The sequence below is a fragment of the Syntrophaceae bacterium genome (assembly GCA_013177825.1).
GTDB lineage: Bacteria > Desulfobacterota > Syntrophia > Syntrophales > PHBD01 > PHBD01.
Map to the genome: position 1 here is coordinate 150,157 of JABLXX010000006.1, position 25,671 is coordinate 175,827.

The following is a 25,671-nucleotide window of genomic DNA, read 5'->3' on the forward strand; positions in this document are numbered from 1 at the left end:
ATTCACCTCTCAATTGGGTTTTCTCTTCCCGTGAAGGAGCATATCGGTCCACATGCAGCCCCCGAATCCGGTGCTGACGGCAAAATTGACGTCCGGCACCTGTCGTGCGTCCGCCTTGCCCATGACCTGCATCGCCGCCTCCGCGCAGCGGATGAGCCCGGTCGCCCCGATGGGGTTGCAGGCGATGACGCCGCCCGAGGGATTGACGGGAAGCTCCCCGCCCATGTCGGTGTTGCCGTCCCAGATGTACTGGGGCGCCTCGCCATGGCCGACGATGCCCATGTCCTCGATCCAGATGAGCCCGGCAAAGGAGTAAGGCTGATACATCTCGATGACGTCGATCTCTTTCCGCGGCTCCTTGATCCCCGTTTTCTTCCAGATCTCCTTGGCGCATTTTTCCATGCTCGTCAGCCGGCCCCAGTCGCCGTCGCCGAGATAGGTGTAGGAGTGACGGGCGGCGGTGGCCCAGATCCAATCCGGTACGGAGCAGATCTTTCCGGCAACGTCCTCGTTGGCCATGATGACCGCACAGGCTCCGTCCGTCCGGGGGCAGACATCGAGCAGGTGGATCGGGTCAGCCAGCATCGGCGAGGCCAGCACTTCTTCCAGCGTCACCTCTTTCCGGAGCTGCGCATGGGGGTTGTTCGTCGCATGCTTCCGATCGCGCACGGAGACGCGCGCCGCATCCCGGTCGCAGGCGCCGAAACGCGCCATGTAGCCCTGCGCTTCGGCGGCGAGCCCCGAGATGGCGCCGGCGAAGACCTGCCGGTCCCAGATGGGATCGAAGGCCGTCGTAATGGCGCCGGTCGTATCGGATTCGGAGTTTTTCTCCCAGCCGATGATCAAAACCTTCTCAAACATGCCGGAAGCAACCATATGGTAGCCCCCGATGGCCAGGGATGCACCCGTTGTACCGCCGGTGGTGATCTTGATGACCGGCTTCATGACGCCGCCGGAACCATCGACGCTCCAGCAGTCCACATAGTTGATCCCTTCAAAGTGATCCATATTGCCGATGAGGATGGCGCTGATGTCCTTCATCTTCAGATTGGCGTCAATCAACGCACGCTGAACCGCCTCATTAATGAGTTCCTGACCGTTCACATCCGGCCGATGGCTCTTGTGGAAGGTCTGTCCCGTCCCCACGATTGCTACTCGTTTCGCCATGGTTTTACCTCCTACCTTTCCTTGTCCAGAATCCAGACGCAGTGTGACTGACCACAGAGACCGTTCACGCCATGGGCAAGGCCGGTTTTCGCTTTCTTCACCTGATGCGCCCCGGCGTCGCCGCGCAGTTGCATGACGACCTCGGCAATTCGATACAGCCCCGCGGCAATGACGGGATGCCCCGCAAGCAGGCCGCCTGAAGGATTCACGGGCAGGGGGCCGTCCATGTTGAAGTGACCCGCCTTGAGAAGACCGGCCGCCTTTCCGTATTCCGCCAGCCCCATCTCTTCGAGCCAGAGCAGTTCCTGGTAGGTGAAGGCGTCGTAGAGTTCCACCACGTCGATCTCTTTCTTTGGGTCCTTGATCCCGGCCATGCTGTAAGCGTTCTTGGCCGCTTCGGCGAGAGATTTGCTCCGGGCCAGGTCGCGGTCGCCGAAAAAGAAATGATCCGCACAGAAGGACAGCCCCTTGATCCAGACGGGCTGCTGCTTGAATTTCGTGGCCACCGACTCGTGGGCGATGATCACGGCACAGCACCCGTCCGACACGGGCGAGCAGTCAAGCTTGCGGAGCGGGTCCGCGATCATCTCGGACTTCATGACATCGTCGACGGTCAGTTTCATGGGAAGCTGCGCCAGGGGATTCTTGAGCGCATTTCCGTGGTTCTTCACCGAGACCATCGCCATGTCATCCGGCTTCAGCCCGGTCCGGTCCATGTAGGCATTGGCTTGCATCGCGCACGCCGTAATCATGTCCATGCCCAGTCCCCGCTCGTAGATCGGGTCGAAGGACGAGTTGGTGATCAGGCTGGAGATGCACTGGGAACCCTTCGAGTGGCCCGTGACCAAAGTCGTTTTGTAGGAACCCGACAGGGCGCGGGTGTAACCGTAAAAAGCGCCATAGGTCCCGTCACCTTCCACACAGGAGGTGTTCTTATCCGCCGCGCCGCTGGCATCGGCTACGGCCATGCAGGAGATGGTGCGGCCGTCCCAGAAGTCACTGGAGGTCGTGATGACATTGTCGATGTCATCGATGGTCATGCCTGCATCCGCGAGGGCCTTGTTCACCGCTTCCCAGGCCATGTCGGCAAAGGTCTCCCGATTCTTATTCGCCTCGATTTTCGTCATTCCGACGCCGATGATTGCTGCCTTATCCATGGTTCCTCCCTACTTGACCGGCTTGAAATGTGAGATGTCACGGATGGTTCCCGTCCGGGAGTCGGCAAAAACCGCTTTCACGCGCATGCCGATACTGACTTTTTCGGGTTTCACGTCGCCCAGATAGTGGAGCAGGGCGGTGTCGGCCCCATCCAGCTTGATGAGCCCCCAGATGACAGGAACTTTCTTGTCCGCCGGGATCGCCTCCAACGGACGCCTTGCGACACTGTAGGAAACCAGGGTTCCCTCACTGGACACGTCAATCCATTCCGTGTTTTCCGTGAAGCATTCCGGACAGGTCTTGCGGGGCGGCATGAATACTTTCTTGCACGTCCCGCAACGCGGGGCGATAATCTTCTGGTCGTCCCTCAAGCTGATGAAAAACCTGCTTGCGGTATCACCCGCCCACCAGCTGTAGGGGACACTGATCTTGCTGTTGTAAACGATTGGTTCAACACCCTTGAACACGTCGGCCATTCCCATTGCCTCCTCTCTTTCAAGTGACTGTTACACCTCGCATCCGAAAGCGGTCCATATCCCGCATTTCGCGCAGCCCGATATTACGCACAATGAGTGCCAAAGATTTTTCAGTATAATATCCATTTAAAACAGCATGTTATCGTTGACCTGGAATCAAGCAAGAACTTTTACCAGGCAATATATGGTCTTGTGTCCTTATACGGACACTGTTGCCGTTGTTTTAAGGCCTTTGACAGGAGCTCCCGTCTGACATTCGTTAACGGGAGCAATCCGCCGTTACCGGACTGGAACCGGAAAACATCAGGGAGGACCCGTTCGGCCTCCGTTTTTTATTCCTCATCCTTGCAGTATTCCGGTACAATGCCAGGCCAGTGGGTCGCCCTTCCCGAATCCGTTGTCGGATGCACCCGCTGAGACGCAATGGCGCTGCTTCGGCCTCGCGCGAATCACATGAAAAAAAGTTACCGAAAAATGGTGGATCCCGTTCGATCCATGAGGATTCTTTATTGAAGAAGATTCCCATCCTGCTGTGCCTGCTCTGGGCTCTCCTCTGCGTCCCCCTTTCCGCGGCACGATGCGAGGACTGGCGGAATCTGGTGCAGCCCCTCGGCACCCTGGTCGCGGTGGAAACGGCCGCGACGGTGAATGCAAGGCTGGGAGGAATCCCGCCCTTTGAGTCCAGCACGAACGTCACGACCATCCAGACCACGGTCCCCCAGTATTTTATCCGATTCTACAACCCGACAGACCCTGTCAATCCCTCGAACCCCGTCGGATCCTGGGTCATGCGGGCAGCGACGGTGCGGGGCCTCACGCCCGCCCAAGTCCGCGAGATTTTCGCCCTCCCTTCCCTGCCCACCAACATGACTCTGGTGCTCGTGCCGGCTGGGTCCCTGATCTATACCGGACTCGCGGCGCCCATAGCCGGCTGGGGCGACGGAGGGGCACTGCAATCCAAGCTGATCGGCCCCCCCTGGGTTCCGGTGGACAACTTCTTCAACCGGCAGACCGTCACGTCCTGCATCCTGTGCTACCGGACGCTGGCCCCGGGCAGCAACGCCAACCGGATCGCAACTTACCTGGACGCCAGAATACCAACGGCCTACTCGGACCTGGAGACGGTGTACCTCAATCTGGACATGCTCTATTTCCCCGCTCTCTCCGAATCGTTTCGCAACGCCCTCGACCAGATCGGTCCGTCCCGCTATAACGGGCTCGCGGCGGATGCCCTCGAGACCGGCAAGGCAGTTAACGACGCAGTGGATCAGCGGATTTCAGCTGCGTTTATCCCGGAACCGGTCAGGACTGCAGCATTCCTGCAAGTCGCCGGACCTGTTTTCCTTCCCGAGGGAGGCAATCAGGAAGAAAAACGCCATATCTGGGCGCGGCTGGCCGGAGGGATACAACGGGCGGGCGCTCTGGGATTCAATGCCGTTTCCCAGGGAATCGTCATCGGCGCCGACTGGAAAGCCGGGCAGAGCACCCTCATCGGCCTGTCCTTCGGCTATATCCACAGCATCCAGACCTGGACGAACGGGGGCGGCGGAGCGCAAACCGATTACGCCAGAATCGGGACGTACGCCGCCTGGCTGAAGCGCGACTTTTTTGTGCAGGCCGGCCTGAACGGGGGATACGCAAGGAGCGACGCCTCCCGCCCGATCACCTTCTCCTACCTGGTCCGTGAAGCCGATTCCCGTCCCGAAAGCTGGGAGGTGAATCCCCGCCTGAGGTTGGGATACCGGCTCCCGACCGACGTTCTCGACGCCGTGCTGACCCTGGCCGTGGATTATGTCCATCAATACCGGAGCAGTTTCAGTGAAACCGGGGCCGGCAGTCTCAATCTGCGCGTCGATTCCGTCCAGAACCGCACGTTCCGAAGTCATTTTGGCATGGATGTATCGAAAAGATTCATCGTCGGGGAGGCCGCGGTCCTGACGCCGCTCCTCCAGGCCGGATGGGCCTACGACTACCCCCTGGACAATCGCTCCCTCACGGCGGGGCTCAGCTCTCAGCCCGATGACTTCATCGTGTACGGTGACGACCGTCCGGCAAGCTTCCTGACCGCCGGCGCAGGGATCGCCCTGTCAGCCGGAGAGAATGTATCGCTTGTTTCTTACTATGGACTGGAATACCGGCGGGATATGACCAACCAGAGACTGTCGCTGGAGCTTAAATACCGGTTCTGACAAACCGGTCGGCGATTCGGGAAGGGATGAAGACGATGCCGCCGTGCCGCCGGGGAGGAAATCCCGGCCGGAGAGATACTCTCCGCAGGGAATCGGGCTGCCAGGAAGGCAGGATGTTCACGAAAGGCCCCTGAGGCGCCTCCAGGATTTCAGGTGGTGGATCGCCAGTCCGCGGTAACCCCGCTGCTCGCGACAGGCGCGCTCGACGATGGCCATCTCCCGCGACAGCGCTTCCGAACCGAGATTCAGAAACGTGAGCTTATCCAACTCGGCCTGATCGGTTTCCAGTCCGATCACGACGCCTTTCCCGACCTTGGTCGCATAAGCCAATTCCTGTTTTGCGTGGAAGAGGATGCCGTCCTCGCCCTCGGCATGGTTCCTGTAATCCATCAGGGCGACGTAGTCGTAGAGGTCCTGCACAAACTCATTAAGGGGGCGCTGATGTCCCTGCCATTCGACTTCCAGCCCGTCATACCAGAAAGGAATGGCCGCGCCGATCTCCAGCCGCGCCTTTCGCGCCATGCGGACCCATTCCTGGGACCGTTCCAGGTATAGACGCGCGATCCCTTTACTGTTCTTCTTCCAGGCGACCAGAGCATAGGGCTCTATATCCAGATGGATGGCATCGAACTGCGACTTCACCGGGGACTTGAGGTTGAAATCCAGCACCCGCTGTACCATTTCCCTCGCCACGTTGGCCTTTGCGGGCAGCACGTACTCGGGGGTGTTCAGATAGAGGGATCCCAGGAGGGCCTCGACTTTGAAGCCGCGATCGTGCATCCGCGCGATCAGGTCCTGAAGCTTCCCGGGCTGCTCCACGATGGGCAGGCGCCCCCTGTAGGAGTCCGCGTAGAGGTACAGGGTGGTGATCCCCTGGGCCTGAAGGTCGTCCAGGATCTTTTTTTCGAAGGCGGCATCGTCGATCAGACGGAAGGTGTCGACTTCCCAGATCCAGACGGCACGAGGCATCGCCGCCTCCGCGGAAGCGGTACCCAGCGGGATCAGCAGAATCATCAACACGGCGAGGATCCACGGGACGGGATGATGGGAAATGGCTTTCATGGAAAGGCAATATGATGAAATTATTCTTGTACGTCAATGAAGGTTTCGCCATGACCGGCAGCCGGCAGGGATAGAACACCCGCTGGTTCTGAATCCCCCCATGGCCGCAAGTTCCTGGAGGGACCCGCGGTCTTCGGCCTGAAGCCGCCGTCCGTATCTCCAGCTCCGCACCTGGCATCCATTTCCCTTTGGATCCCGGTACCAACGGGAATAAGGAGGTTAGCGGTCTTCCCCGCAGATTTTCCATCCGCTTTTTTCAAGGATCAACCGGAATGAGGCCGTGTCCGTCCGCATGGGGATCGCCTCCTGCCGGTACTTGTCCAGGAAATGACTGAGCTTCTGACACACGAAGAGAAAAGCGTCCACGTTGCCTGCCGGGAATCCAGCGGATCCCATATCATGCCATACATCGTCCATGATCTTTACGAAATCCGGCGCCGTAACGGTTGCAACGGCCATTGCCTGCCCATCGACCGTGTCGGCTTTCTCGATGGTAAAGGATATCTTGCGCGCCATCAGTTCGGCAATCAAACCGCTGCCGGGGGAACGGCGCATTTTGAAGTCCGGCAGAGTCTCGCCAGCGCGATCTTTTATCGAAAGGTAGCTGTAGGCTTCTTCCGTCCGGCCGCCGATGAGGGCGTTCAGGTAATTGCCCAGAATCTCCCCAGGCGACAAATCCTTCGCCCTCCTGATGAGAAAAAAGGTAAACACCGACAAAAGCACGCCAAGAATGAGTAGCGTTATCATGGACCACCTTCCGTTCATGGTGCGGGGAGACGACCTTGCGGGCTTCGTTTAGCGGACCGACGACCTTCAGCAAAAACCGGCCTTAACTGCCCGTCGGCAAACTCCCCGGAGTTGGTAATGGTACGATCACTTGAAATCGAATCATTTCTTCAAGACACCCGGTTGCTTCGGTCTGCCATCCAGCACTTCACTGTATTCGGCAGCCATTCCCTGAGTTCCGGGACCAGGTAAAACCGGGGACGAAAAAGGTTGTCCCCGGGAAGGAGCAACCCCTCTCTGACGGCATCCCGGGCCAGCGAAGTATGAGGGTAGATGCGGATTCCGACCGTGATTTTCAACGAATCGAGATTCAGCGAGTCGACGAACGACAGGCTCTTCTCGACGGTCTCCCTGGTTTCGCCAGGCCCCCCGAGGAGCAGGAACCCCATCCGCCGGATGCCTGCATCTCGGAGCAGGTCCGAAGAGCGCCGTACATCATCGGGGCCGAACTTCTTGTTCAGCCGCTTCAGGATGCTCTCGCAGCCGCTTTCGAATCCCAGGCTTACCTCCGTGCAGCCCGCCCCCGCCATGAGCCTGATCAGTTCCGGGTCCACGCTGCCAGGATAGAAGATGCATCGCCACGATATGCCCAGTCTGCTTTCGATCAACCGGGTACAGATTTCCCGTGCATCGGCCCGGGGAAGATTAAACGTATTGTCAACAAAATAGAAATGCCTGAACCCCGCTTCGACATGGGCGGCAATTCCTCTCAGAAACGATTCGGGGCTCCGTCTTCGGACAGCACGACCCTCGATCGTCGCCGTGGAGCAGTAACTGCAATCCATGGGGCAACCCCGCCGGGACTGCATCGGCATCCAGCATTCCTTATGGTCGGGAGCGGAAAGAGCCGACAGGGCTGCGTCCGGAAGGGGGAGAGCGTCCAGATTATCGGCAAACATCCGCGGACCCATGAGACCGAGGCCCCGGACATGTAGACCCGGGGTTCCTGCCAGGCTTTCCTTCCTCTCGATCCGGTCCAGGAGAAGAGGAAAGGCCGCTTCCCCCTCCCCCTGGATCCCCATGTCAGCCTCCAGGTACTCCAGGGCGGCCTCCGGGAAAATGCTGTACCCGGCTCCCCCCAGAACAATCGGAGCTTCGGTCGCATCGCGACACTCCCGGACGACACGCTTGACCGGATCGAGGAGGAACCTCGTTCCCTCGATCTCCTGGTCGTCGATATTTCGGACCGAGATGCCCACGATGTCCGGAGAAAACTCCAAAACGACCTCCCGGACGGACGAGTGGTAGTCCCGCTCGACCATCAAGTCCAGGAGCCGCACCTCATGCCCCGCATTCCGGACCGCCATGGCCACGCAATTCAATCCCAGAGGGAGCGGAAGGATGTTGATCTGCTCCGTGTTCGCTGAAATCAAAAGGACCCGCATGGCGACACCTTATAGGAGACCGACGATTTTATGGGGTCATCCGGGAATCCGGACCGGCTCCCGGAAGGCAGGCCATCCGGATGCAGAGATCCAGTATCTTCATTCAAAACGGTTCCATATATATACTTTTTTTGCCGGACAAAACCCAGCGGCAGTTTGCCGCTCAGGTCGAAGCCCCCTGAATCCAAACCCGCCGCGCGGTCCATGCTTCGCCGGCAATATTGCGGAAAGCGGTTACTCAAGGAGTGGACCTTCCTGGTTCTTTCCGCTATTTCCCTGAAATTTTGGTTCGCAGTTACTTCACAGTCAGGCGGTGTGAAACGTCAAATCATGAAAAGGCCAACCGGCTGACATGACCGTGATGAGTATCTCAAGTTCTGTCAATTTTAGATTGACAATTAGATGCATATTTGTGTTTGTTGTAAACAGGAGGTTGACAAAATGGATCGACAGATACCGCGTGAGTTGGAGCAGTGTTGGAATGACGGCACGAGACATTCAAACCCGCTCATTGCGCTACATGCCACAAAGGAGTTCTGGCCGTTGTGGGCGCAATGGCAAGCCGCGTTGGCACGCGAAGCGATTGCTGATGGCGCCACATGGGATGAAATTGGTCAAGCCATGGGTATCAGCCGCCAAGCCGCTTGGGGGCGATTCAAGGCAGCCGTTGAAGGAGGCAAGCCGATGGAAATGGAAAAGGAAAACGAGCGACAGCTAAGAGAGGCCATCAAGGAAATAAAGGCACATGGACGTGAACGTGATCAAGAGCTTGCAGCCAATCGGAGACGCCTCCGCGACGATTTGCGCGCTTTGGACAGGCAACGGGTTCAGGAACGGACGGAACGTCAACAGCAGATCGATGAACTGCGCGGACGCCTTAGCACAACTCGCCGGAATCCGTCTGCAGACTCTGCAAGACAGATGTAGGGGCTAACATATTCTGTGACAACTGGGATCAGGTGGGAACAAGCGGGATAATCTAGGATAATAACATTTTGTTTTTTAGGAATGTTGACTAGTTATAAATTATGGAATCCGTACGCCACACGCATCCGGATACCGCTCAAAAGGCAATTGTCGAAGTTCACATTATTCTGAAATGGTGCAAATCGAACAACGAATTCGGCGACAATATTTTTACGCGACGGTGGTGTCAGGCGCACGTTGGTGGAGTAATCGACTGCTCCCCAAGATCCAGAAAATGACAAAGCACACGCTGATACCAAGTGATCTTCACTTGATACCGTTCATCATATCCAAACGCGCGGCACACTTCATTATGGCAGATCAAATCAAGGATTCTCAGTATCGGAGGCTCGTCCTGTTCGATTGAAAGCCGTTGATTTGTAAGCTCTAGGACTCTTTCCATGTTATTTGATTCAGTAAGATGTATTTCTCTTTCTAGATCAACAAACTTCCTCACAAAATCCTCATGCAAGCGCGCGGCTTGGGCGGATCCAACTACAAGGTCGAGTACTGAAAATATCGTGACTAGGGCTGCAAAGGATATTAAAATTCCCGAGCCCGCCTGTGACAGGGCTGTGGAGATCGTAGCCGTTCCAAACAGGGCTGAAAGAAATTTGCATGTCTGATTGAAGCGATCAAAAAACCTTCTCCGCCGTAGATGGTATCGAATTGATCTACGAACTCCAAATAAAAGGTCACTATAAGGCGTCCTCTTTGTCGGTACGGGACCAATAGTTGTATCTTTTATTGTCATTTTTCATTCTTTTCGCTTGGAGGCGGTGGTGGAGGGATGGTATCCATTACAGGGTCAGCTTTACGCTCACGATAGCCACCCAGACTATCATTGGTTCTGGAACTTTTCCCTTTATCGGTTCCGATTATTACGACCGTTCCATCCTTCTTTTCCTTCACATCTGAACCTTTAACCATTAGACGCCTCCATACAAGACGAATTAGAAAGGAACAATATGGTTATAATATTCTCTTCACACCTTTAAATGCTCGACCCACAATGGCGGCATTTTATTGCCTCATATTTTACCATCTCCGCACAGTAAGGACATTTTTTCATTTCTTCCGATACTATCATATTAGTTTCAATATTCTCTAGAGGTATGTTTTTCGCAAGAGTTCCGCATTGTGGGCATTTGTATTTTCCCCATGCCCATGCAATAAATATTAATCCAGGAATCACATAAAAAAGAAGCCCTAATAATGAAATAAATTGTGGGAATCCATAATGAGTAAGCCATGTCTTCATATTGCCTTTGTATCTACAAGCTAAACAACTTCTACTATTTTTTCCAATACCCACCTTATTATTGATTCCGTACAATTTCCCTTTAAAAGCCCCTTTTATTAATATGTAAACCAAGAGTATTATAAATAGAATCGTTAACTCGGGAACCCCAAGGCCAAACATCCTATCATCCCCTTTGCTTCAGAAACGATCTCATGCTTCACGGATAATCAAAATGGAACTTCAATTTCACATATTGCAACAGGCATCCAAGGGAAATTTTCTGTCGACGTTATCATATCGTTGTCTGGAGAATAAAACGTGCCCCAATACTCAGGGGGATCGTCGGGCTGTACAGGACGCGCCAACTTCATGAGGTCATACCTCCAGTAAACTCTGTCACTGGGCGTTTTATTTTGATCTGCCCTCATTTGAACTAAACGGACAATTTCTCCACGAGCAAGGTGATCTGCCTTAATTAGTTCAGCTTCCTGCGCAATCTTAAGTAAAAGTTTTTCATATCCAGATTTTAGAGAACTATAGTTTTCTGCTAATACTTTCGCCGCAAATGTAAAATGAAGATTTTTCCCATACGAAAGACAAGGTTTAGCTATCCAACTGGGATTATGCCGATCCTCTGTCAGGATCGTTAAATGTGCTTTTATTTCGTCAAACATATTTATTATTTGGGGAGTATCTAAAGTAAGCACCTCAAAGTACACTGATGGCGCTCGTATTTCTTGAGGTTCAACAACAGCCTTGCTTCGAAATTCAAGAGTGATTTTTATCCAATTCCTATTTACACTTTGATGAAAAAGAAATTGGCAATATTCGGAGCCAAGGGTTCCGAGCTCTTTGTACCATTCATCTATCGTATTTGTTGGGACCCTCTCGCTACAACGTAATGCCTCCATTAACGCATTTTCTATTCCCGATAGTACTTGTGTAGCGTTTTGCTTTACGACTTCGACATCATCAGGTTTTATCGGCCTAAAATGAGCCAGTGAATTACGAATGTTGCCTATCTCTTGCAATTTAAGGGTTACAACTCTTTTGGCAGCTCGGAAATATTCCTTGAAATATGCCCAATATGGCTCTGCTGTAATAAGCCCTACTAGTTCACCGCTTGTCAAATGCATCAATGGCGAATTAATATTGTAACCAAGGTATCCAAAGGTCTCATCTTGTACTATTCTTTTCTTTGCCAATGCACCTATAGTTGTGTTTGATCCGTCGTCGCTTGCGATTGATAATTCCAACCATGATTCACCAACATTTGTTTTAAGAACAAGAAATACAAAAGTTCTAAGGGAATTTTCTATTCTAAACAACGCGGATAAAGCATCATAGTAGTGTATCCATAGCCACGTGTCCGGGATTGAGAATCCGCTATCATTTCTATTCTCGCGTTGCCATTTCATTGTATATTCCTATATTTATTATAGATGCTACCAACATTCAATATTTTATCACGTCTCCAAGTCTCTCCCATACCAGATAACCTTCCCATTGACACTAACGTGGTCCACGGGCGCCTCGATCGGTTCATATTGTTTGTTGTCACTGATGATGCAGAGGCGGCCTTCCCGCAGTAGGATCTGAACGCGCTTGACCATGATCTCGTGTTTGATGGAAATCGCAAAGACGCCCATAATATTTTGATTGATAAAGTTTAACTCAATGGAATTGAGGTAAAAGAAAAATGACTAATGTTGTCGTCCAAGAAATCTGCTATTTCTCGTGCTCGATCATATGATGTGCCTTCCGGTAGATCAAAACCAAATATCCCCGATGGAAGGCCCTCCCCTGTCAATTGAGCATCTAACGGTTCAAAAGCAATCCAAGGTGTACCGTTAGCATATTCCTTGACAACAAACGTAAATCGAGCTCTTACTGTCATATTATTCCCCTTTGACTATTAATCAATAGTTATTCCTTGGTTTTTGGGGTTACTGAATAAGTATATCCATATTTCCAACCCTTACCTCCTGTATCACCCTTGTAACCTTGCCTTAACATTGCTACCTCCCACAAACGAGCTACCCTTTCTGATTCGAATTCCATAACCACTAGAAAATCCTTTGGGTTTCCATGTTCCTGTCTTCTTCTTTCTGGATCATCTGTAAGTCCTGCATACTTCATTTGGATTACCTCCTTTTGAAGGCTCAACTTACCGTTCTATTTCCCTCCCGAACCAAATCACCTTCCCGTTGACCCGAACTTGGTCTACTGGTGCTTCAATCGGTTCATACTGCTTATTGTCGCTGATGATACGAAGTCGGCCTTCAGGGAAAAGGATCTGGACACGTTTGATCATGATTTCATGATTTATGGAAATTGCGTAAATCCCACCTTGGGGTGCGATGGAGGTCTTGTTGTGGTCCACCAAGACCAGATCGCCGGAGAGAAGTGTGGGCTCCATACTATCACCCTGGACCTTGATTAGGGACATGTTCTCGGGCTTGCCCTTCCGCTTGATCCAGTCCTTCCGGAAGGCAAGCATCAGATCCACGGCATTGTCAGGTGAGAAACCGCCTCCTGCACTGATCTTTCCACGAACCTGGCGAATGAAGACGAAGTCGTCCGGGGGGAAATCAGGCGCCACGGTCTTCTTGTCCATTAATGAAAATGGCTGCCCCTCGCCGGTGAGCAGCCATTCATAAGTACAACCGAAGTAGTCAACGAACTTTATTAAATTATCTGCATTGGGTTTGTTTCTTCCGTATTCAATATTCTGATATGTCCGGTATGGAATCCTTAGGGCTTGTGCGGCTTCCTGCATGTTCAGGTTACGACCCTCTCGGAGCCAGATCAATCGTCCTTGAAGGCTTGTAAATTCACCTTCTCTTGCAGTCTTCTTCTTCATTCCTTCTTTTCCCAATGACCATGATAGGTGAACAACGTTGCCAACAACGTTGTTCACGAACGTTGTTCACGTTGTTCATCGTCATATAGATTAATATATTCAGTCAATTAACGTTGTTCTCGCCAAAATGCCGGGCCGTCAACGTTGTTCACCCACAAAGGGCTTGACTATGCACCCATGTTGGTATATTGGGTTTATTCAATAAGCTAATCCTCACTTAAAAAAAGGGAGGCCCTTCATGGGCGGCAAGAAGCGCACCCCGTCAGTTACCAGGAAGCCGAAATCAATGGATATGACTGCTGGCGACATCCGGATCGCCCTGCTTCGCGCTGGCGTAACCCAGGCTGAAATCGCCCGGAGGGTCGGCGTCTCACAAACCGCCGTCCATCGGATCATCGAGGGGATGAATGTCTCCCACCGTATCCGGAAGGCCATTTCCGAGGCCATCAACACCCCCCTGGGGCTGATTTGGCCCTCGGCCTATTTATGCGGCGGCCCGAGGAAACCGGGCCGGCCTGCGTGCAAACCGGTGGAAAGAAGAGCTGCCTAACTGAATTTTGTAACGCTGTCTTAACCAATTTTCGGCGGTGCTGCAATGTCAAATAACAAAAAAAGAATAGACATTCACCAGCTTTCCATCTTCGAAATCCTGGAAACCGCCCAATCTGAGCCCCCGGAGCATTTTAATCCGCCCGGAAGCCTGGACATCGACCGGCAATACCGGGAAGTCCTGAATGAAGCCCTCCGCTGTTGCCCCCTCTCCCGTTACCAGGTGGCGGCGCGGATGAGCGAGTTGGTCGGCCAGGACATCACCAAGACCATGATCGACAGCTGGACGGCGGAGTCCAAGGAAGGACACCGCTTTCCGGCTGTTTTTTTGCCTGCCTTCTGCGCGGCGACGGGATCCCAGGAGCCCCTCCGGTTCCTGGGACAGCTCGTCGGCGCCTTCGTCCTCCCCGGACCCGAGGCCCTGCGGGCAGAGATCCAGCGGATCGAAGAGGAGATCGCAAAGAAGCAGGCGGAAAAGCGGAAGCGGATGACCTTCCTCAAGGAAATGGAGGCAGAGCGATGACGGCGAGAGAGATCGCACGCATGATGGCCAAGACCGAGACCGGGATCCAGCGCATCGATTGGGAGGATCTGGCCGGCAGGGTCGTGGCCTGGACGGACCGGCTTTTTGTGAGTCCCGCCCTGGCGAAGATCATCCGGGGCTTCCTCCTTTTCGCATCGGGATACTTCCTGGGCGTCATCGTCAACGTCCTGAACAGGTAGGAGATGATGGAACAGACGTACACGGCGAAACAGGTCGCAGAGATCGTCGGCGCATCACGGGTCACCATCCTGCGCCGGGCTAAGAAGGAAAACTGGACCTTTGTTATCAAGAACGGCAAGGGCGGCCCTCAAAACGAGTACCCCCTCGCATCCCTCCCGGCCGACATCCAGGAGGCCATTATTAATAAGGAAGGCGCCCGCCCGGAACTGCTCCCTGTCCTGGCGCCCACGGCTGCGGCCAAGGCGGTCGAGGTTCTCCGGCAAGAGGGAAGCCCGGCGCCGGCGCCGATGGAACTGCCCACCTTGACCCAGGCCCTGACGGAGAAGCGCCCCTCCTGGACCCCCGAGACGGCCATCAGTGAACAGGATCTGCAGAATGAGCGGGTCCGGAACATCCTCGCCATCCTCCGGGAGGCGGAGACGGTCCCCCGAATCTGGACAAAGGGCAAGCGCAAGTGGATCGAGGCTGTCGCCTTCAAGCACGGCGTCACCTGGCAGGCGATCTACCGCTGGATGAAAAAGTACGACCAGCGGGGCATCGCCGGCATCTGCCACCGGAAATCATCGAAGGACCAGCCCCGGAAGTGGTCCCCGGAGGCGGTGGACTTCTGGATCTCCCTCTGCGCGAAACGGGAGCACCGAGCCATGAAGCGCCGGGACCTGTACGATATCCTGGTGGTCGAGGCAACACGCCGAGGCTGGCGGATCGGCGGGTATGAATCCGCCAACTGGTGGTTCGAGAAAAGATGGAACCCTTTGATGGAGGCCATGCAGAAGGGCGGCCTCCGGGCTCTGGACAACGTCCTGCCCCCGGTCCTCCGGGATTATTCCGACCTGGCCCCCTTCGAAATCATTGTCGGCGACCAGCACCGTTTTGACCGCTGGGTGGTGGACGAGGAGACCGGCGAGGTCTACCGACCGGAAGGCTACCTCTGGCAGGATCTCCGCACCCGGGTCATCTACGGCGCCGCGGTCGACCGCCGGTACGACGCCTGGCTGATCGGCCTGGCACTCCGGATCGGTGTGGCCTGCTACGGGGCCTTCACCAGCGTCTACACCGACAACGGCAAACCCGAGTGCTCGAAGTTCCTGACGGGGATCCTGGCAAACCTCCGCTCCCTGGGGATGGAATGGGAACGCACCTCCGAGGTCATGATGGACGTCCTGGACCTGGACGGGGAGGACATCGCCCCGAACATCATCTTACCGGGGACTCACCGGAAGGCCGTCGTCAAGAACGCCAAGGCAAAGATGATCGAGAAGTCCTTCGACAACCTGGAGACGATCATGGCCAGCCGCCTGGCCCTCCCCGGGCACACGAAACGCCTCACCGACGACATCCACGCCCAGGACATCGACCACCAGGAGGCTCAGGCCCTGGCCAAGGCGGGCAAGCTCCTGACAGCCCGGGAATTTGCCCTGGCACTGTATAAGGCCTGCGACCACTACAACCGGAAGAAGACCCATCGGGGTGTCCTCCGGGAATGGTCCTGGAAGCCGCGACCGAAAGAGGCCACCCCCTATGACTGCCTGAAGGCCTGCTATGAGGAAGGATGGCGCCCCCGGATGATCTCCGCCGAGGCGGCGGACCTGATCTTCCTGGCCCGGGGCAGCCGGACCGTCCACATGGGCCGGATCGCCTTCGACAACGATTTCTACGAACACGACGCCCTCCTGGAACTCCACAAGGAGAAGGTCGACCTTCGGTACAACCCCATGACGATGGACGAGCTCCACGTCTTCCGGGGAGGCCGATACCTCTGCACCGCCGTCCCGGTGGAGCGGTCCAGCATGAAGGACATGGATCTGGCTGCCCGGAAGATCGCCGAGAAGCGGGAACGGCGTAAACGCTTCGCCGAGGAGTTCAAGCGGATCTCCTCCCTGGCCCCGGACTTCCGGGAATACTCCAAGGTCCCCGAGATGGAACGGGCGGTGGCGATCATCGGCGAGGACCGGAAGCGCCGGGCCATTGAGCAGAAAGAATTCCACCGGCCCCTGAGCCAGGAAGAGCTCGACCGGGCAGTCGAGCGGATGGAGCAGGGGGTCCCCCTGCCGGCCAAGGCATCGAAACCCCTGCCGGGCCGTCCGACCTACTTCCTGGACGACTTCAGCCGGTTCGAATGGATCATGAACTTCCTCCAGGCCGGGGGCACCCTGGCGGAGGAGGACGAGGCCTTCCGGACCCGTTACATGGCGGGTCTCACGGAAGGACAGCGGGACTATTGGGACTCTTACGTTTCTTATGGAGGCTGAATGAAAAACGAATTTATCGACACGGCGAACGTCAACAAGTTCCGGTCCCTCTGCCAGGAGATGGAGGATTCCTCCTCCCTGGCGGGTCCGTCCCTGGCGATGGTCACCGGCCCGGCGGGGCGCGGAAAGACGGAGGCGGCCAAACACTACGCCGTCCATTCCAGCGCGGTCTACATCCCTCCCTTGAATACCCGGACCCCGGCGATGGTCCTCCGGGAGATCTCCTTCGAGCTGGGAAAGGTCCGGCCGGTCCGGTCCGAGGCCTGCCTGGCCGTCATCGGCGAGGAGATGGCCAAGGAACGCCGCCTGATCTTCATCGACGAGGCGGATCTCCTTCCCATGTCCATTCTGGAGATGCTCCGGAACCTGAACGAGCGGTACGCCTGTCCCCTGGTCCTGATCGGCGAGGACGAGCTGAAGGGGAAGATCGAGTCCCGCCGGCGCCTGGCCAGCCGGATCCGCCGGCGGATGGAGTTCACCCCGGTGACCCAGCAGGACGTGGCCTTCTTCTTCAAGCGCTGCCTGGAGCTGAAACTGACGCCCGACGTGGCGGCCCTGATCCACAAGCATGGCCGGGGCGACTGGCGGCCGGTCCTGACGGCGGCCATCGGCGTCGAGCGGGCGTTGAAGGCCTCGGGTCTCGATGAATGCACCCTGGATATGGCGAAAGATGTCCTCCGGAACGCCTAAGACAGGCATGGCCGGCCGCATGCGGGAATGGATGAGGAACCGCCGAGGCCCCTTCACGAAAAAGCAGATCTGCGACGGCATGGACGTTCCCCGGGGCAAGGACCGCGACCAGGTCCAGAAGGCCCTCCGAGACTTTGCCCGCCGCGGGGAGATCGCCGTTGTTCATGACAAACATATTCGGCGACAAACTGCGACCCGGTGGCGCTTTGTGGCCGGTGTCCGTCTGAAGGCAAAGCCGGGAGACAACAAGGACAAGATCCTCAAGGCCATGCGGATGATCAGTTTCCAGGAATCCTTCGCCGTTTCAGACATCGAACGGATGACCGGAGCCGGCCGGAGCCATATCGACAAGCTCGTGAGCCGTCTCCTCCAGGAAGGCCACTTGAGACGGGAAGGCTTCCGCGCCCGATCCTCCAGTTACGGCCGGGAAGCCCTGTACCGGGTCGTCGACACGAACCGTTTCCGCCTGGAGGTCATGGAATGAATGCCGCGACGATCCCCGGGACGACCTTCCCCTTCCCTATTCACGAACAGAAAGGACCACCACCCATCCGGTCGGATGCCCAGGCGAAGCAACGTCGGGGGCTCCTGGCCAAGATCCACATCGCCCGGAAGGAAATGGGGCTCAACGAGGGAGAGTACGAGATGATCCTCCGGGCCTTCAAGGTCTCCACGGCGGCGGATCTTACACTTCAGCAGTTGGAAGACCTGGTGAAGCTCTTGAAGCACTACGGCTGGAAACCCGTCAAGACGCGGCACCCCGCCGGCCGGGAGGAGCACATCGAGGCCCTGCGATCCCGCTGCCTGGAGCTGGCCGGAGAGATCCAAAACGGGGAGAAACGCCTGGCGGGCCTGGCGGAGCGGATTTGCGGGACCGGGCAGCTTGCCTGGTGCCGGGACGCCGGGAAGCTGGAGAGGCTCCTGGCCGTCCTGGGGAAGATCAAGGAAACAGAATCGGCGACAACCTGACTGGAAAGGGAGGTTTCATCATGGCAGAGAATCTCATCAATACCCCGGACAACCGGATGCGTCTCCTGGGTAAGCTGACGGAGCATATCGGCGCCCACAATGCCGTGGGCATGGCGGAGTTGTACGAGGCGGTCTTCGGCCGTCCCTGGAACCACAAGATCAACGACACCCGGGATCTGCGCCATCTCGTGACGATCTTGCGGGAAGAAGGGGTTCCCATTTGCTCCGTGTCGTCCCAGAGCGGCGGAGGGTACTACCTGGCCGCGGCGGGAAGCGAGCTGACGGACTACCTCCGCCGTGGGGAACGGCGGGCACTGTCCATCTTGTCCAGGAACGCCAGGATCAAGAAGATCTCTCTCCCCAACTACCTGGGGCAGATCAAGCTGGGCATGGAGGGGAATCGTGAAGAAGCAGCATGAACCGATCGAGAAGGTCCGGAGCGAGGCCGAGGAACTGCTGCTGGCCATCGCCGTCTCACAGACGGGCATCGACCTCTTGACGGAACAATTTAATGGGGAAGTCGAACGCCTGAAGGCCCACTACGAAGGGATGATGGCCCCGATGAAGGCTACAGTGGAACGGGACGGGAAAGCCCTCCAGGGCCTCATGAAGGCGAACAAAGCGGCCCTCTTCGATGGGACGGACGTCGTCCGCCTGCTCAATGGCACCCTGATCCGAGAGTCCGGCGACAAGGTGACCATTCCCAAGACCGCCTTGGCCAAGTGCGAAGAGTTGGGATTCACGGATGTGATCAAGACCGTCAAGAGCCTGGACCGCGATGCAGTCGAGAAATGGCCTGACACGAAGCTCTTCCTGATCGGCGCCACACGGAAGCCCGGCGAGAAATTTGAGTACGAGCTGAAACGATGAAATTTCGGTGCCCTTTCTGCTCCAGGGAATGCGACTACTTGGAGATCCGGCTGGAGGAAGATCTCCTGGCCATCATCAAGATGCAGACAGTCTTCGGGATGCATGCCCTCCTCGTCTGGGCCTACACGGAACTCTTCAGCATCCGGCCTATGCGGTCCCGGGCAAAGAAGACCAGGGTCCTGCAGGAAGAAATGAAGAACCTCTTCCATGCCGAAGCCTTCACCTACAACCGCCGCACATACCGGATCAGCACTCAGGGGATTGCCGAGGCCCTGAACATCATCGTCCACCGCCATTTTGACGACCCTCTAGAAAACCACAACTACCTGAAGAAGATCATGATCTCGATCGCTGAACGGGAGGCCCGGGAGGCTCGACGATCGGCAGAGCAGGGACTGAAACAGAGGGAGGAAAGGCAAAGAATAGGGGGGGAACGAGAGGCAGGCAGTCACGTTACCCATGCCTTTGCCGTCAGCAGGGAGATGCCTCCGGCTAACCTTACGTCGGAACTGATTGAAGAGAACAAACAGCGGGTAAAGGACCTATTGGAGTCTTTAGGTGGTTAATGATGGGGCTTCGAAATATCGTTACGGCCAAAGAGGTGAATGGTAACACCCATGTCGCCATCAATCCTGCCAGCCCTCCTCTTTCTTTACCTGAAATCCGCTGCCCTCGCTGCCATCGACTACTTATGAAGGGCGAAGTCAAGAGGGTGGAAATAAAATGTCCCAAATGTGGGTGTCTCTTGAGTCTCCCGAAAGCACCATATTGTCGATAACTTTGATGTGTAGGGATCGTCAGACTCGAACGCCTCTAGGGAAGAATTCATTTAAGATACTTGACAAGTTCTCGTGAATTCAGATAAAGATATACATGGTGATGGAGTTCACCGAGAACCGCCCTTGGGGCTAATGACTCCTGCTTGAACGATGTGTCCAGCAGGGGGAAAGGCTCCTGCAGGACACGAATCCTGGAGGAGCTTTTTTATGCCTTCTGTCGAACAGACCATCTCCGCCACCTCGCCCAGTTTTCTTGAGATTCTCGTTCCCATTCGCGAGGCTGTCTCCCGTTTTCACCTAGTCTCCCTTGAGCGGACTCTTGACATCTGCGAAGGCCTTGCTGCGAAAAGTCCTATCATCGATGTAGCCGTCTTTGGTCAGTTCAAGGCAGGAAAGAGTTCCTTTCTCAACAGCCTTCTCGGTCGCCGTTTGTTGCCTGTGGGCGTCATTCCGGTGACAACGGTTATCACCCGCATTATGCATGGTCCCGAGGAGCGAGCTGTCGTGTCTCATTTCGATGGGACTCGGACAGAGATTTCCCTCGATTGTCTTGAGGAGTTCACTTCCGAAGCGAAAAATCCAAACAATGAAAAAGACGTGGCGGTTGTTGATATCGATCTGCCCTCGCTGGACAGATATTGGGGACTCCGTTTTGTGGATACACCGGGTCTGGGGAGCGTTTTTAAATACCACATGGAGACCTCGGAGAACTGGCTTCCGGAAGTGGGATCTGCGCTCTTGGCCATCAGCGCAGATCGGCCTCTCTCAGATCAAGACCTAGTTCTGATTCGAGAAGTTCTCCGGTACACGCCCGAAATCGTTCTGATCCTTACAAAGGTGGACCTACTACTGCCAGCTCAACAGGACGAGGTGGTGCGCTTTTTCCAAGCAACCTTGAAAAAGGAACTAAACCGCGAATTTCCAATTTATCTCTTCTCCAACCGCCAGGATACGGATCTTCTCAAGAACAGGCTGGAAACAGAACTCCTCACTCCCTTGGCTAGGAATCGAGACTCCGAGTTTATCCGGATCCTCCATTACAAGATCCGGTCCCTTGCAGGAAGCTGCTCGAGTTACTTAGACATCGCCCTCAAAACCTCCCTCCGTGCCGATGAGGACCGCCAGGCCCTCCGGGACCAGATTCTTGGGGAGAAATCCAACATCACCCAGATCGACGAGGAGTTGATGATCATGACCCGGGAGACCTGCCGCTACACCCGGGTTAATATTGACAAGTATCTGAACCAGTTCAAAAGACCCCTTAAAGAGAAGCTTGCCGCCCGACTCGCGAACGATATGGCCAGCTGGCATGGGAACCTCTGGAAACTGTCGCGCCGATATGAGGAGTGGCTTCGTGACGTCCTGACAGAGGAACTGGAAGAGATCTCCCAGAGAGAAAACCGGAATTTCTTCGGCACGCTGCTCAAGACTCAATCAGCCCTGGATCGATATTTGAAGTCCTTCCGGGCCATTTTGGAGGGTAACATAGAGCGGGTCCTGGATGTCCGGATGGCCACGGCGCAGTGGAACATCGAGGTAGACGAGCCCTCCCGGCCGGACATCCAGGTAGGGCATACCTTCCAGTTCAACTACGACCTTCTGTGGTTCCTGATTCCTATGGTCCTGTTCAGGAGGTTCTTCGAACGCCATTTTCTAGCCCAGATTCCCAAACAGGTAGAGGTGAACTTCTCCCGCCTGTCGAATTCCTGGGAGGAACGTATAAATCGAACCATTGAGGACATGAGAAAGCAGGCCTCCCGCTACATCCGGGAGGAGATCGAAACCATCGAGGGACTCCTGTCTCGGACGGAGGACCAAACGGAAACGATCCAAGGTCTTATCAATGCAATCGACAGAAATGAGGGACCCGCATGCTGAACGATGGGTTCCATCATCATCAGAACGGAGAAAACGCCATGAACCAGAAGATCAAAGCCATCAATGCTATTGAAATCCTCGATTCTCGAGGAAACCCTACCATCCGGACCTACGTTACTCTGACTGGAGGCATCACCGCATCCGCATCTGTTCCCTCTGGGGCATCCACCGGGGAAAACGAAGCCATTGAACTCAGAGATGGTGGGCGGACCCGTTACGGAGGCAAAGGAGTCCTCAAGGCGGTTGCCCATGTGAAGGAACTTATCGCACCAATTCTGATTGATATGGACCCCACTCAGCAGGCGGAGATTGATCGCCTCATGATCCTCTTGGATGGGACTACGAATAAGGCAAAGCTGGGGGCCAACGCGATCCTGAGTGTTTCTATGGCTGTCGCTCGGGCGGCCTCGATGGCGGCGGGCCTTCCCCTCTATGCCTACATGGGCGGTTTCGGGGCGCTGCGCCTGCCTGTCCCCATGATGAACATCCTCAATGGTGGCAAGCATGCCGACAACAGCGTCGACTTCCAGGAATTCATGATCATGCCAGTGGGCGCTCCTTCCTTTAGTGAGGCCCTTCGTTATGGAGCTGAGACGTTTCATGCCCTGAAAGGCATTCTCGCCGCGAAGGGATACGCAACCAACGTCGGCGACGAAGGTGGATTTGCACCGGACCTGAAAAGTAACGACGAGTCATGTGATGTGATCGTCGAGGCCATCTGGGAAGCCGGTTACAAGCCGGGCAAAGACATTGCCATTGCACTCGATCCAGCGGCCAGTTCTTTTTATGAGAACGGCATATACAACCTATTGAAGTCGGGGCAGGGAAAGAAAACAAGTCGGGATATGATCACCTTTTATGACAAATGGATCAGTAAATATCCTATCGTTTCCATTGAGGACGGACTGGCGGAGACCGACTGGGAAGGATTCCGTCAGCAGACGGCCACGCAGGGAGACCGGATCCAAATCGTGGGGGACGACATCTTCGTCACCAATCCCATGTTCGTACAGCAGGGCATTCATGAGAAGACGGCCAACGCGGTCCTGATCAAGCTGAACCAGATCGGCACCATTACAGAGACGATGGAAGCGATCAGCCTATGCCGGAAAGCCGGTTGGGGTTATGTAATATCTCATCGTTCCGGTGAAACGGAAGATACGTTCCTGGCCGATTTTGCCGTTGCGATGGGAGGAGGACAGATCAAAACAGGGTCTGCCTGCCGCAGCGAGCGAATTGCAAAGTATAACCGCCTTCTAGAAATCGAGACTGAACTCGGGAAGGCGGCGATTTTCGAAAATCCACTGAAGGGAGGTGGCGTGAAGGACAAAACCTGAGAACGGAAATCCGCAGAGATTCAAAAGAAGGGGCGGTAATTTCCATGTCGGGTGATGGGGTCCACCGTAACTGCTGCTTTGATCAGCTGATGACTCCTGCCAGCCGAACTTTTTCAGAGAAAGAGCGAGGCAAAACGCATTCTAATTGGCGAAAGGAGCATCAATCATGGCGGTGGATAGCATCTGGCTTACCTCTGCGCTTTGGATGGGCTTGGCCCTGTTGTCATCACTCATCTCCATCCGGGTAGGCATTTCCGTTGCACTCATCGAAATCTTCGTCGGTTTTCTCGCGGGAAACATTGTTGGTCTCAGCATAACTCCATGGGTCAATTACCTGGCGGGCGTTGGCTCCATCATGCTGACATTCTTGGCAGGGGCTGAAGTAGATCCCCAAGTGATCCGAAAACATTTCGGGTCGAGCATTGGGATCGGAATGGCAGGATTTCTTATCCCATTTTCCGGAATCCTTCTATTCAGCCGTTATGCTCTTGGGTGGACCTGGCCGCAGTCGCAAATTGCCGCTCTTGCCTTGTCAACAACGTCCGTTGCGGTTGTTTACGCCGTCATGGTGGAAACGGGACTCAATCAGACCGAACTGGGCAAGATCATTCTGGCGGCATGTTTCATTAACGACCTGGGAACCGTTGTCGTCCTCGGCGCTCTTTTCGCCGATTACGATGTCTGGCTGGCTGTTTTCATACTTGTCACAGCGGCAGCCATGTGGGGAATCCCGAGATTTCTTCCCTGTTTTTTCCGCAGGGTTGGGGATAGGGTCAGTGAACCGAGAATCAAGTTCATTTTTGTCCTGCTTTTTCTACTAGGAGGGCTGGGTGACTTGGCCAAGTGTGAAGCGATTCTGCCGGCCTATTTGATCGGCATGGTTCTGGCGCCCTTCTTTCTGAAGGAGAAGGAACATGCCAAGCGATTGCGGGCCGGTACTTTCGTGTTCCTCACGCCCTTTTATTTTCTGAAGGCAGGCTCGTTCGTAAAGTATTCTGTTGTTCAATCTGCGTTCGTCCTGATCCTGATCTTTCTGGCCGTAAAAATGCTGACGAAGTTCATCGGCGTCTGGCCGCTCACCAGAAGTTTCCGGTTTAAGTCCCGTGAAGGGACTTACACCACGCTTATGATGTGCACTGGTCTCACGTTCGGAACGATTGCCTCCCTGTTCGGTCTGAACAACGGAATTATCAGCCAGGACCAATACACGATCCTTGTTGCGGCCGTGATCGGAAGCGCCCTGCTTCCCACTCTTGTCGCACAGAAGTGGTTTCAACCCCCTATGAATGGTTTGGAGGAAAAGACCGATGTATAAAAAAATATTGCACGGAATGGATGGATCGGAAGGGGCTTTCAAAGCGCTAAAGGAAGCTATAGACATTGCAAGACTGCATGGAGCAGAACTGCATTCCGTAAGCGTTCAGGAGGTTCCCCACTATGCCGGTACCATTGGAGAGGTGATGGAAGAGGAAGCTTCTTCCAAGGCCTATTTCAACGAAATTGCTGCTGGCGCACGGGAGATAGCTCAGGAGGCCGGAGTGGATCTTCATGTTCACGTCATTGTCGGGCACGAGGCCAAAACGATCATCGAAATGACGAAGAAATTCAAATTTGATCTCCTTGTTCTAGGATTTATGGGCCGTTCGGCGTTGTATGACCGGGTCATGGGAAGCACCTGCCAGAACCTAGTTCGCCTCGCGCCCTGCTCGGTCCTTGTCGTAAAATAAGGAATTCATCAGGTGAAAGTCGTTGCGAATCCCGGGTGTATGTCGGGAAGCGAGCTATGCAATGATTTGATTGTACATTACATTCGGGAGAGACGATGTACTGGTGGGGGATATTGCTTCTATCGACTCCCGGAACCGAATGGATCAGATACTTATCACGCCTTGTCCTCGCTTCGCTTGCTGGATCGACTTGAACAAGATGATGAAACAGCAGCTTTTCTTCTGGATCGCCAGACGTCTAATGGTGCCTATGAGAGCATATTCCAAGCGTATTACTGCCTCAAAAGCCTCTCAATCCTGGGCCTTGAACCCAAAACGGATCCCTCTACTTACATCCTTCAGCATTTGCGGGCCTATGACGTCGATTGCCTACCAGTTGGAGTGACATCCATCTTCTATAAGTTAATGACGGTTATTGAACTGCGACAGCTACAAAGACTATCCGTAACGTTTCCACAGAAGGAGTCCCTTACGGATTTCCTGTTCCGGTACCAGCAGATAGACGGGGGGTTCGGTTATCCTCACTCGACACTGGTTGAAACATACCAAGCCACTCGGATCCTTGTTGGACTTAATTATCCGGTAACTTCCTTAGGAGTGG

At 55.1% G+C, this 25,671-nt stretch carries 28 protein-coding genes; 17 read left to right on the top strand and 11 right to left on the bottom strand.

The window, feature by feature from the left end:
- Nucleotides 1–9 precede the first annotated feature (9 nt).
- From HPY65_13600 to HPY65_13610, 3 genes are read right to left on the bottom strand one after another with little or no spacing between them, the layout of a single operon-like run.
- Nucleotides 10–1,167 carry a thiolase family protein gene (locus tag HPY65_13600; GenBank protein ID NPU85506.1) on the bottom strand — a complete coding sequence of 386 codons (1,158 nt, stop codon included), beginning with the start codon at nt 1,165–1,167 and terminating at the stop codon, nt 10–12.
- 11 nt (nt 1,168–1,178) lie between these two features.
- Nucleotides 1,179–2,324, bottom strand: coding sequence for a thiolase family protein (locus tag HPY65_13605; protein NPU85507.1), 1,146 nt, complete (start codon nt 2,322–2,324; stop codon nt 1,179–1,181).
- 9 nt (nt 2,325–2,333) lie between these two features.
- Nucleotides 2,334–2,801 carry a Zn-ribbon domain-containing OB-fold protein gene (locus HPY65_13610; protein NPU85508.1) on the bottom strand — a complete coding sequence of 156 codons (468 nt, stop codon included), beginning with the start codon at nt 2,799–2,801 and terminating at the stop codon, nt 2,334–2,336.
- A 509-nt stretch (nt 2,802–3,310) separates the two neighbouring features.
- Between HPY65_13610 and HPY65_13615 the strand changes: the two genes are divergently transcribed.
- On the top strand, nt 3,311–4,990 hold the full coding sequence (locus HPY65_13615) for an autotransporter outer membrane beta-barrel domain-containing protein (GenBank protein NPU85509.1): 1,680 nt from the start codon (nt 3,311–3,313) through the stop codon (nt 4,988–4,990).
- A 117-nt stretch (nt 4,991–5,107) separates the two neighbouring features.
- Here HPY65_13615 and HPY65_13620 read toward each other — a convergent pair whose 3' ends face one another.
- The 3 genes from HPY65_13620 to HPY65_13630 form a co-directional block, all read right to left on the bottom strand.
- A complete protein-coding gene (locus HPY65_13620; protein ID NPU85510.1) occupies nt 5,108–6,010 on the bottom strand; it encodes a hypothetical protein in 903 nt (300 codons plus the stop codon).
- Nucleotides 6,011–6,271: 261 nt separating this feature from the next.
- Nucleotides 6,272–6,799 (bottom strand): hypothetical protein, encoded by a 528-nt coding sequence (locus HPY65_13625; protein ID NPU85511.1) that lies wholly within the window; start codon nt 6,797–6,799, stop codon nt 6,272–6,274.
- Between the two features lie 149 nt (nt 6,800–6,948).
- A complete protein-coding gene (locus HPY65_13630) occupies nt 6,949–8,223 on the bottom strand; it encodes a radical SAM protein (GenBank protein NPU85512.1) in 1,275 nt (424 codons plus the stop codon).
- Nucleotides 8,224–8,664: 441 nt separating this feature from the next.
- Between HPY65_13630 and HPY65_13635 the strand changes: the two genes are divergently transcribed.
- Nucleotides 8,665–9,150: a hypothetical protein gene (locus tag HPY65_13635; protein NPU85513.1), complete on the top strand. Its 486-nt coding sequence runs from the start codon at nt 8,665–8,667 to the stop codon at nt 9,148–9,150.
- Between the two features lie 789 nt (nt 9,151–9,939).
- On the opposite strand, the gene HPY65_13640 is transcribed toward HPY65_13635, so the two are convergent.
- From HPY65_13640 to HPY65_13660, 5 genes are all read right to left on the bottom strand, one after another.
- Complete coding sequence (locus HPY65_13640) at nt 9,940–10,119, bottom strand: hypothetical protein (GenBank protein NPU85514.1); 180 nt, start codon at nt 10,117–10,119, stop codon at nt 9,940–9,942.
- Nucleotides 10,120–10,183: 64 nt separating this feature from the next.
- Nucleotides 10,184–10,612, bottom strand: a complete 429-nt coding sequence (locus HPY65_13645) for a hypothetical protein (protein ID NPU85515.1) — start codon at nt 10,610–10,612, stop codon at nt 10,184–10,186.
- Nucleotides 10,613–10,659: 47 nt separating this feature from the next.
- Nucleotides 10,660–11,850: a hypothetical protein gene (locus tag HPY65_13650; GenBank protein NPU85516.1), complete on the bottom strand. Its 1,191-nt coding sequence runs from the start codon at nt 11,848–11,850 to the stop codon at nt 10,660–10,662.
- A 508-nt stretch (nt 11,851–12,358) separates the two neighbouring features.
- On the bottom strand, nt 12,359–12,571 hold the full coding sequence (locus HPY65_13655) for a hypothetical protein (protein NPU85517.1): 213 nt from the start codon (nt 12,569–12,571) through the stop codon (nt 12,359–12,361).
- A 28-nt stretch (nt 12,572–12,599) separates the two neighbouring features.
- On the bottom strand, nt 12,600–13,295 hold the full coding sequence (locus HPY65_13660; GenBank protein NPU85518.1) for a helix-turn-helix domain-containing protein: 696 nt from the start codon (nt 13,293–13,295) through the stop codon (nt 12,600–12,602).
- A 292-nt stretch (nt 13,296–13,587) separates the two neighbouring features.
- Here HPY65_13660 and HPY65_13665 point away from each other — a divergent pair, with 292 nt between their 5' ends.
- From HPY65_13665 to HPY65_13735, 15 genes are all read left to right on the top strand, one after another.
- Entirely contained in the window at nt 13,588–13,845 is a 258-nt protein-coding gene (locus HPY65_13665) for a helix-turn-helix transcriptional regulator (protein ID NPU85519.1), read from the top strand.
- Between the two features lie 45 nt (nt 13,846–13,890).
- Nucleotides 13,891–14,367, top strand: coding sequence for a hypothetical protein (locus HPY65_13670; protein ID NPU85520.1), 477 nt, complete (start codon nt 13,891–13,893; stop codon nt 14,365–14,367).
- Complete coding sequence (locus tag HPY65_13675; GenBank protein NPU85521.1) at nt 14,364–14,567, top strand: hypothetical protein; 204 nt, start codon at nt 14,364–14,366, stop codon at nt 14,565–14,567. The genes HPY65_13670 and HPY65_13675 overlap by 4 nt, the downstream gene beginning before the upstream one ends.
- Nucleotides 14,568–14,570: 3 nt before the next feature.
- Complete coding sequence (locus HPY65_13680; protein NPU85522.1) at nt 14,571–16,820, top strand: hypothetical protein; 2,250 nt, start codon at nt 14,571–14,573, stop codon at nt 16,818–16,820.
- Nucleotides 16,821–17,510 (top strand): ATP-binding protein, encoded by a 690-nt coding sequence (locus tag HPY65_13685; GenBank protein NPU85523.1) that lies wholly within the window; start codon nt 16,821–16,823, stop codon nt 17,508–17,510.
- A 31-nt stretch (nt 17,511–17,541) separates the two neighbouring features.
- A complete protein-coding gene (locus HPY65_13690) occupies nt 17,542–17,994 on the top strand; it encodes a hypothetical protein (protein NPU85524.1) in 453 nt (150 codons plus the stop codon).
- A complete protein-coding gene (locus HPY65_13695) occupies nt 17,991–18,479 on the top strand; it encodes a DUF1018 domain-containing protein (GenBank protein ID NPU85525.1) in 489 nt (162 codons plus the stop codon). Before HPY65_13690 ends, HPY65_13695 begins: the two co-directional genes overlap by 4 nt.
- Before the next feature lie 20 nt (nt 18,480–18,499).
- Nucleotides 18,500–18,898, top strand: coding sequence for a hypothetical protein (locus tag HPY65_13700; protein NPU85526.1), 399 nt, complete (start codon nt 18,500–18,502; stop codon nt 18,896–18,898).
- Nucleotides 18,882–19,349 (top strand): hypothetical protein, encoded by a 468-nt coding sequence (locus tag HPY65_13705; protein NPU85527.1) that lies wholly within the window; start codon nt 18,882–18,884, stop codon nt 19,347–19,349. The genes HPY65_13700 and HPY65_13705 overlap by 17 nt, the downstream gene beginning before the upstream one ends.
- Nucleotides 19,346–19,915 carry a hypothetical protein gene (locus HPY65_13710; protein ID NPU85528.1) on the top strand — a complete coding sequence of 190 codons (570 nt, stop codon included), beginning with the start codon at nt 19,346–19,348 and terminating at the stop codon, nt 19,913–19,915. The genes HPY65_13705 and HPY65_13710 overlap by 4 nt, the downstream gene beginning before the upstream one ends.
- On the top strand, nt 19,915–20,127 hold the full coding sequence (locus tag HPY65_13715; GenBank protein NPU85529.1) for a Com family DNA-binding transcriptional regulator: 213 nt from the start codon (nt 19,915–19,917) through the stop codon (nt 20,125–20,127). The genes HPY65_13710 and HPY65_13715 overlap by 1 nt, the downstream gene beginning before the upstream one ends.
- Nucleotides 20,128–20,335: 208 nt before the next feature.
- A complete protein-coding gene (locus tag HPY65_13720; GenBank protein ID NPU85530.1) occupies nt 20,336–22,006 on the top strand; it encodes a hypothetical protein in 1,671 nt (556 codons plus the stop codon).
- A 38-nt stretch (nt 22,007–22,044) separates the two neighbouring features.
- The gene (gene eno / locus HPY65_13725) at nt 22,045–23,343 is read left to right on the top strand and encodes a phosphopyruvate hydratase (GenBank protein ID NPU85531.1); all 1,299 of its coding nucleotides are present in this window, start codon (nt 22,045–22,047) and stop codon (nt 23,341–23,343) included.
- Between the two features lie 181 nt (nt 23,344–23,524).
- Nucleotides 23,525–24,658 (top strand): cation:proton antiporter, encoded by a 1,134-nt coding sequence (locus tag HPY65_13730; GenBank protein ID NPU85532.1) that lies wholly within the window; start codon nt 23,525–23,527, stop codon nt 24,656–24,658.
- Nucleotides 24,651–25,070 carry a universal stress protein gene (locus tag HPY65_13735; protein ID NPU85533.1) on the top strand — a complete coding sequence of 140 codons (420 nt, stop codon included), beginning with the start codon at nt 24,651–24,653 and terminating at the stop codon, nt 25,068–25,070. Before HPY65_13730 ends, HPY65_13735 begins: the two co-directional genes overlap by 8 nt.
- Nucleotides 25,071–25,671: the final 601 nt, after the last annotated feature.

Coding starts and splice junctions, on each gene's coding strand:
- eno (NPU85531.1), top strand. CDS start 22,045: ATGAACCAGAAGATCAAAGCCATCAATGCTATTGAAATCCTCGATTCT.
- HPY65_13700 (NPU85526.1), top strand. CDS start 18,500: ATGGCAGAGAATCTCATCAATACCCCGGACAACCGGATGCGTCTCCTG.
- HPY65_13670 (NPU85520.1), top strand. CDS start 13,891: ATGTCAAATAACAAAAAAAGAATAGACATTCACCAGCTTTCCATCTTC.
- HPY65_13605 (NPU85507.1), bottom strand. CDS start 2,324: ATGGATAAGGCAGCAATCATCGGCGTCGGAATGACGAAAATCGAGGCG.
- HPY65_13710 (NPU85528.1), top strand. CDS start 19,346: ATGAAATTTCGGTGCCCTTTCTGCTCCAGGGAATGCGACTACTTGGAG.
- HPY65_13640 (NPU85514.1), bottom strand. CDS start 10,119: ATGGTTAAAGGTTCAGATGTGAAGGAAAAGAAGGATGGAACGGTCGTA.
- HPY65_13630 (NPU85512.1), bottom strand. CDS start 8,223: ATGCGGGTCCTTTTGATTTCAGCGAACACGGAGCAGATCAACATCCTT.
- HPY65_13600 (NPU85506.1), bottom strand. CDS start 1,167: ATGGCGAAACGAGTAGCAATCGTGGGGACGGGACAGACCTTCCACAAG.
- HPY65_13655 (NPU85517.1), bottom strand. CDS start 12,571: ATGAAGTATGCAGGACTTACAGATGATCCAGAAAGAAGAAGACAGGAA.
- HPY65_13635 (NPU85513.1), top strand. CDS start 8,665: ATGGATCGACAGATACCGCGTGAGTTGGAGCAGTGTTGGAATGACGGC.
- HPY65_13645 (NPU85515.1), bottom strand. CDS start 10,612: ATGTTTGGCCTTGGGGTTCCCGAGTTAACGATTCTATTTATAATACTC.
- HPY65_13715 (NPU85529.1), top strand. CDS start 19,915: ATGATGGGGCTTCGAAATATCGTTACGGCCAAAGAGGTGAATGGTAAC.
- HPY65_13610 (NPU85508.1), bottom strand. CDS start 2,801: ATGGCCGACGTGTTCAAGGGTGTTGAACCAATCGTTTACAACAGCAAG.
- HPY65_13735 (NPU85533.1), top strand. CDS start 24,651: ATGTATAAAAAAATATTGCACGGAATGGATGGATCGGAAGGGGCTTTC.
- HPY65_13660 (NPU85518.1), bottom strand. CDS start 13,295: ATGAAGAAGAAGACTGCAAGAGAAGGTGAATTTACAAGCCTTCAAGGA.
- HPY65_13665 (NPU85519.1), top strand. CDS start 13,588: ATGACTGCTGGCGACATCCGGATCGCCCTGCTTCGCGCTGGCGTAACC.
- HPY65_13695 (NPU85525.1), top strand. CDS start 17,991: ATGAATGCCGCGACGATCCCCGGGACGACCTTCCCCTTCCCTATTCAC.
- HPY65_13720 (NPU85530.1), top strand. CDS start 20,336: ATGCCTTCTGTCGAACAGACCATCTCCGCCACCTCGCCCAGTTTTCTT.
- HPY65_13650 (NPU85516.1), bottom strand. CDS start 11,850: ATGAAATGGCAACGCGAGAATAGAAATGATAGCGGATTCTCAATCCCG.
- HPY65_13675 (NPU85521.1), top strand. CDS start 14,364: ATGACGGCGAGAGAGATCGCACGCATGATGGCCAAGACCGAGACCGGG.
- HPY65_13690 (NPU85524.1), top strand. CDS start 17,542: ATGAGGAACCGCCGAGGCCCCTTCACGAAAAAGCAGATCTGCGACGGC.
- HPY65_13685 (NPU85523.1), top strand. CDS start 16,821: ATGAAAAACGAATTTATCGACACGGCGAACGTCAACAAGTTCCGGTCC.
- HPY65_13680 (NPU85522.1), top strand. CDS start 14,571: ATGATGGAACAGACGTACACGGCGAAACAGGTCGCAGAGATCGTCGGC.
- HPY65_13625 (NPU85511.1), bottom strand. CDS start 6,799: ATGATAACGCTACTCATTCTTGGCGTGCTTTTGTCGGTGTTTACCTTT.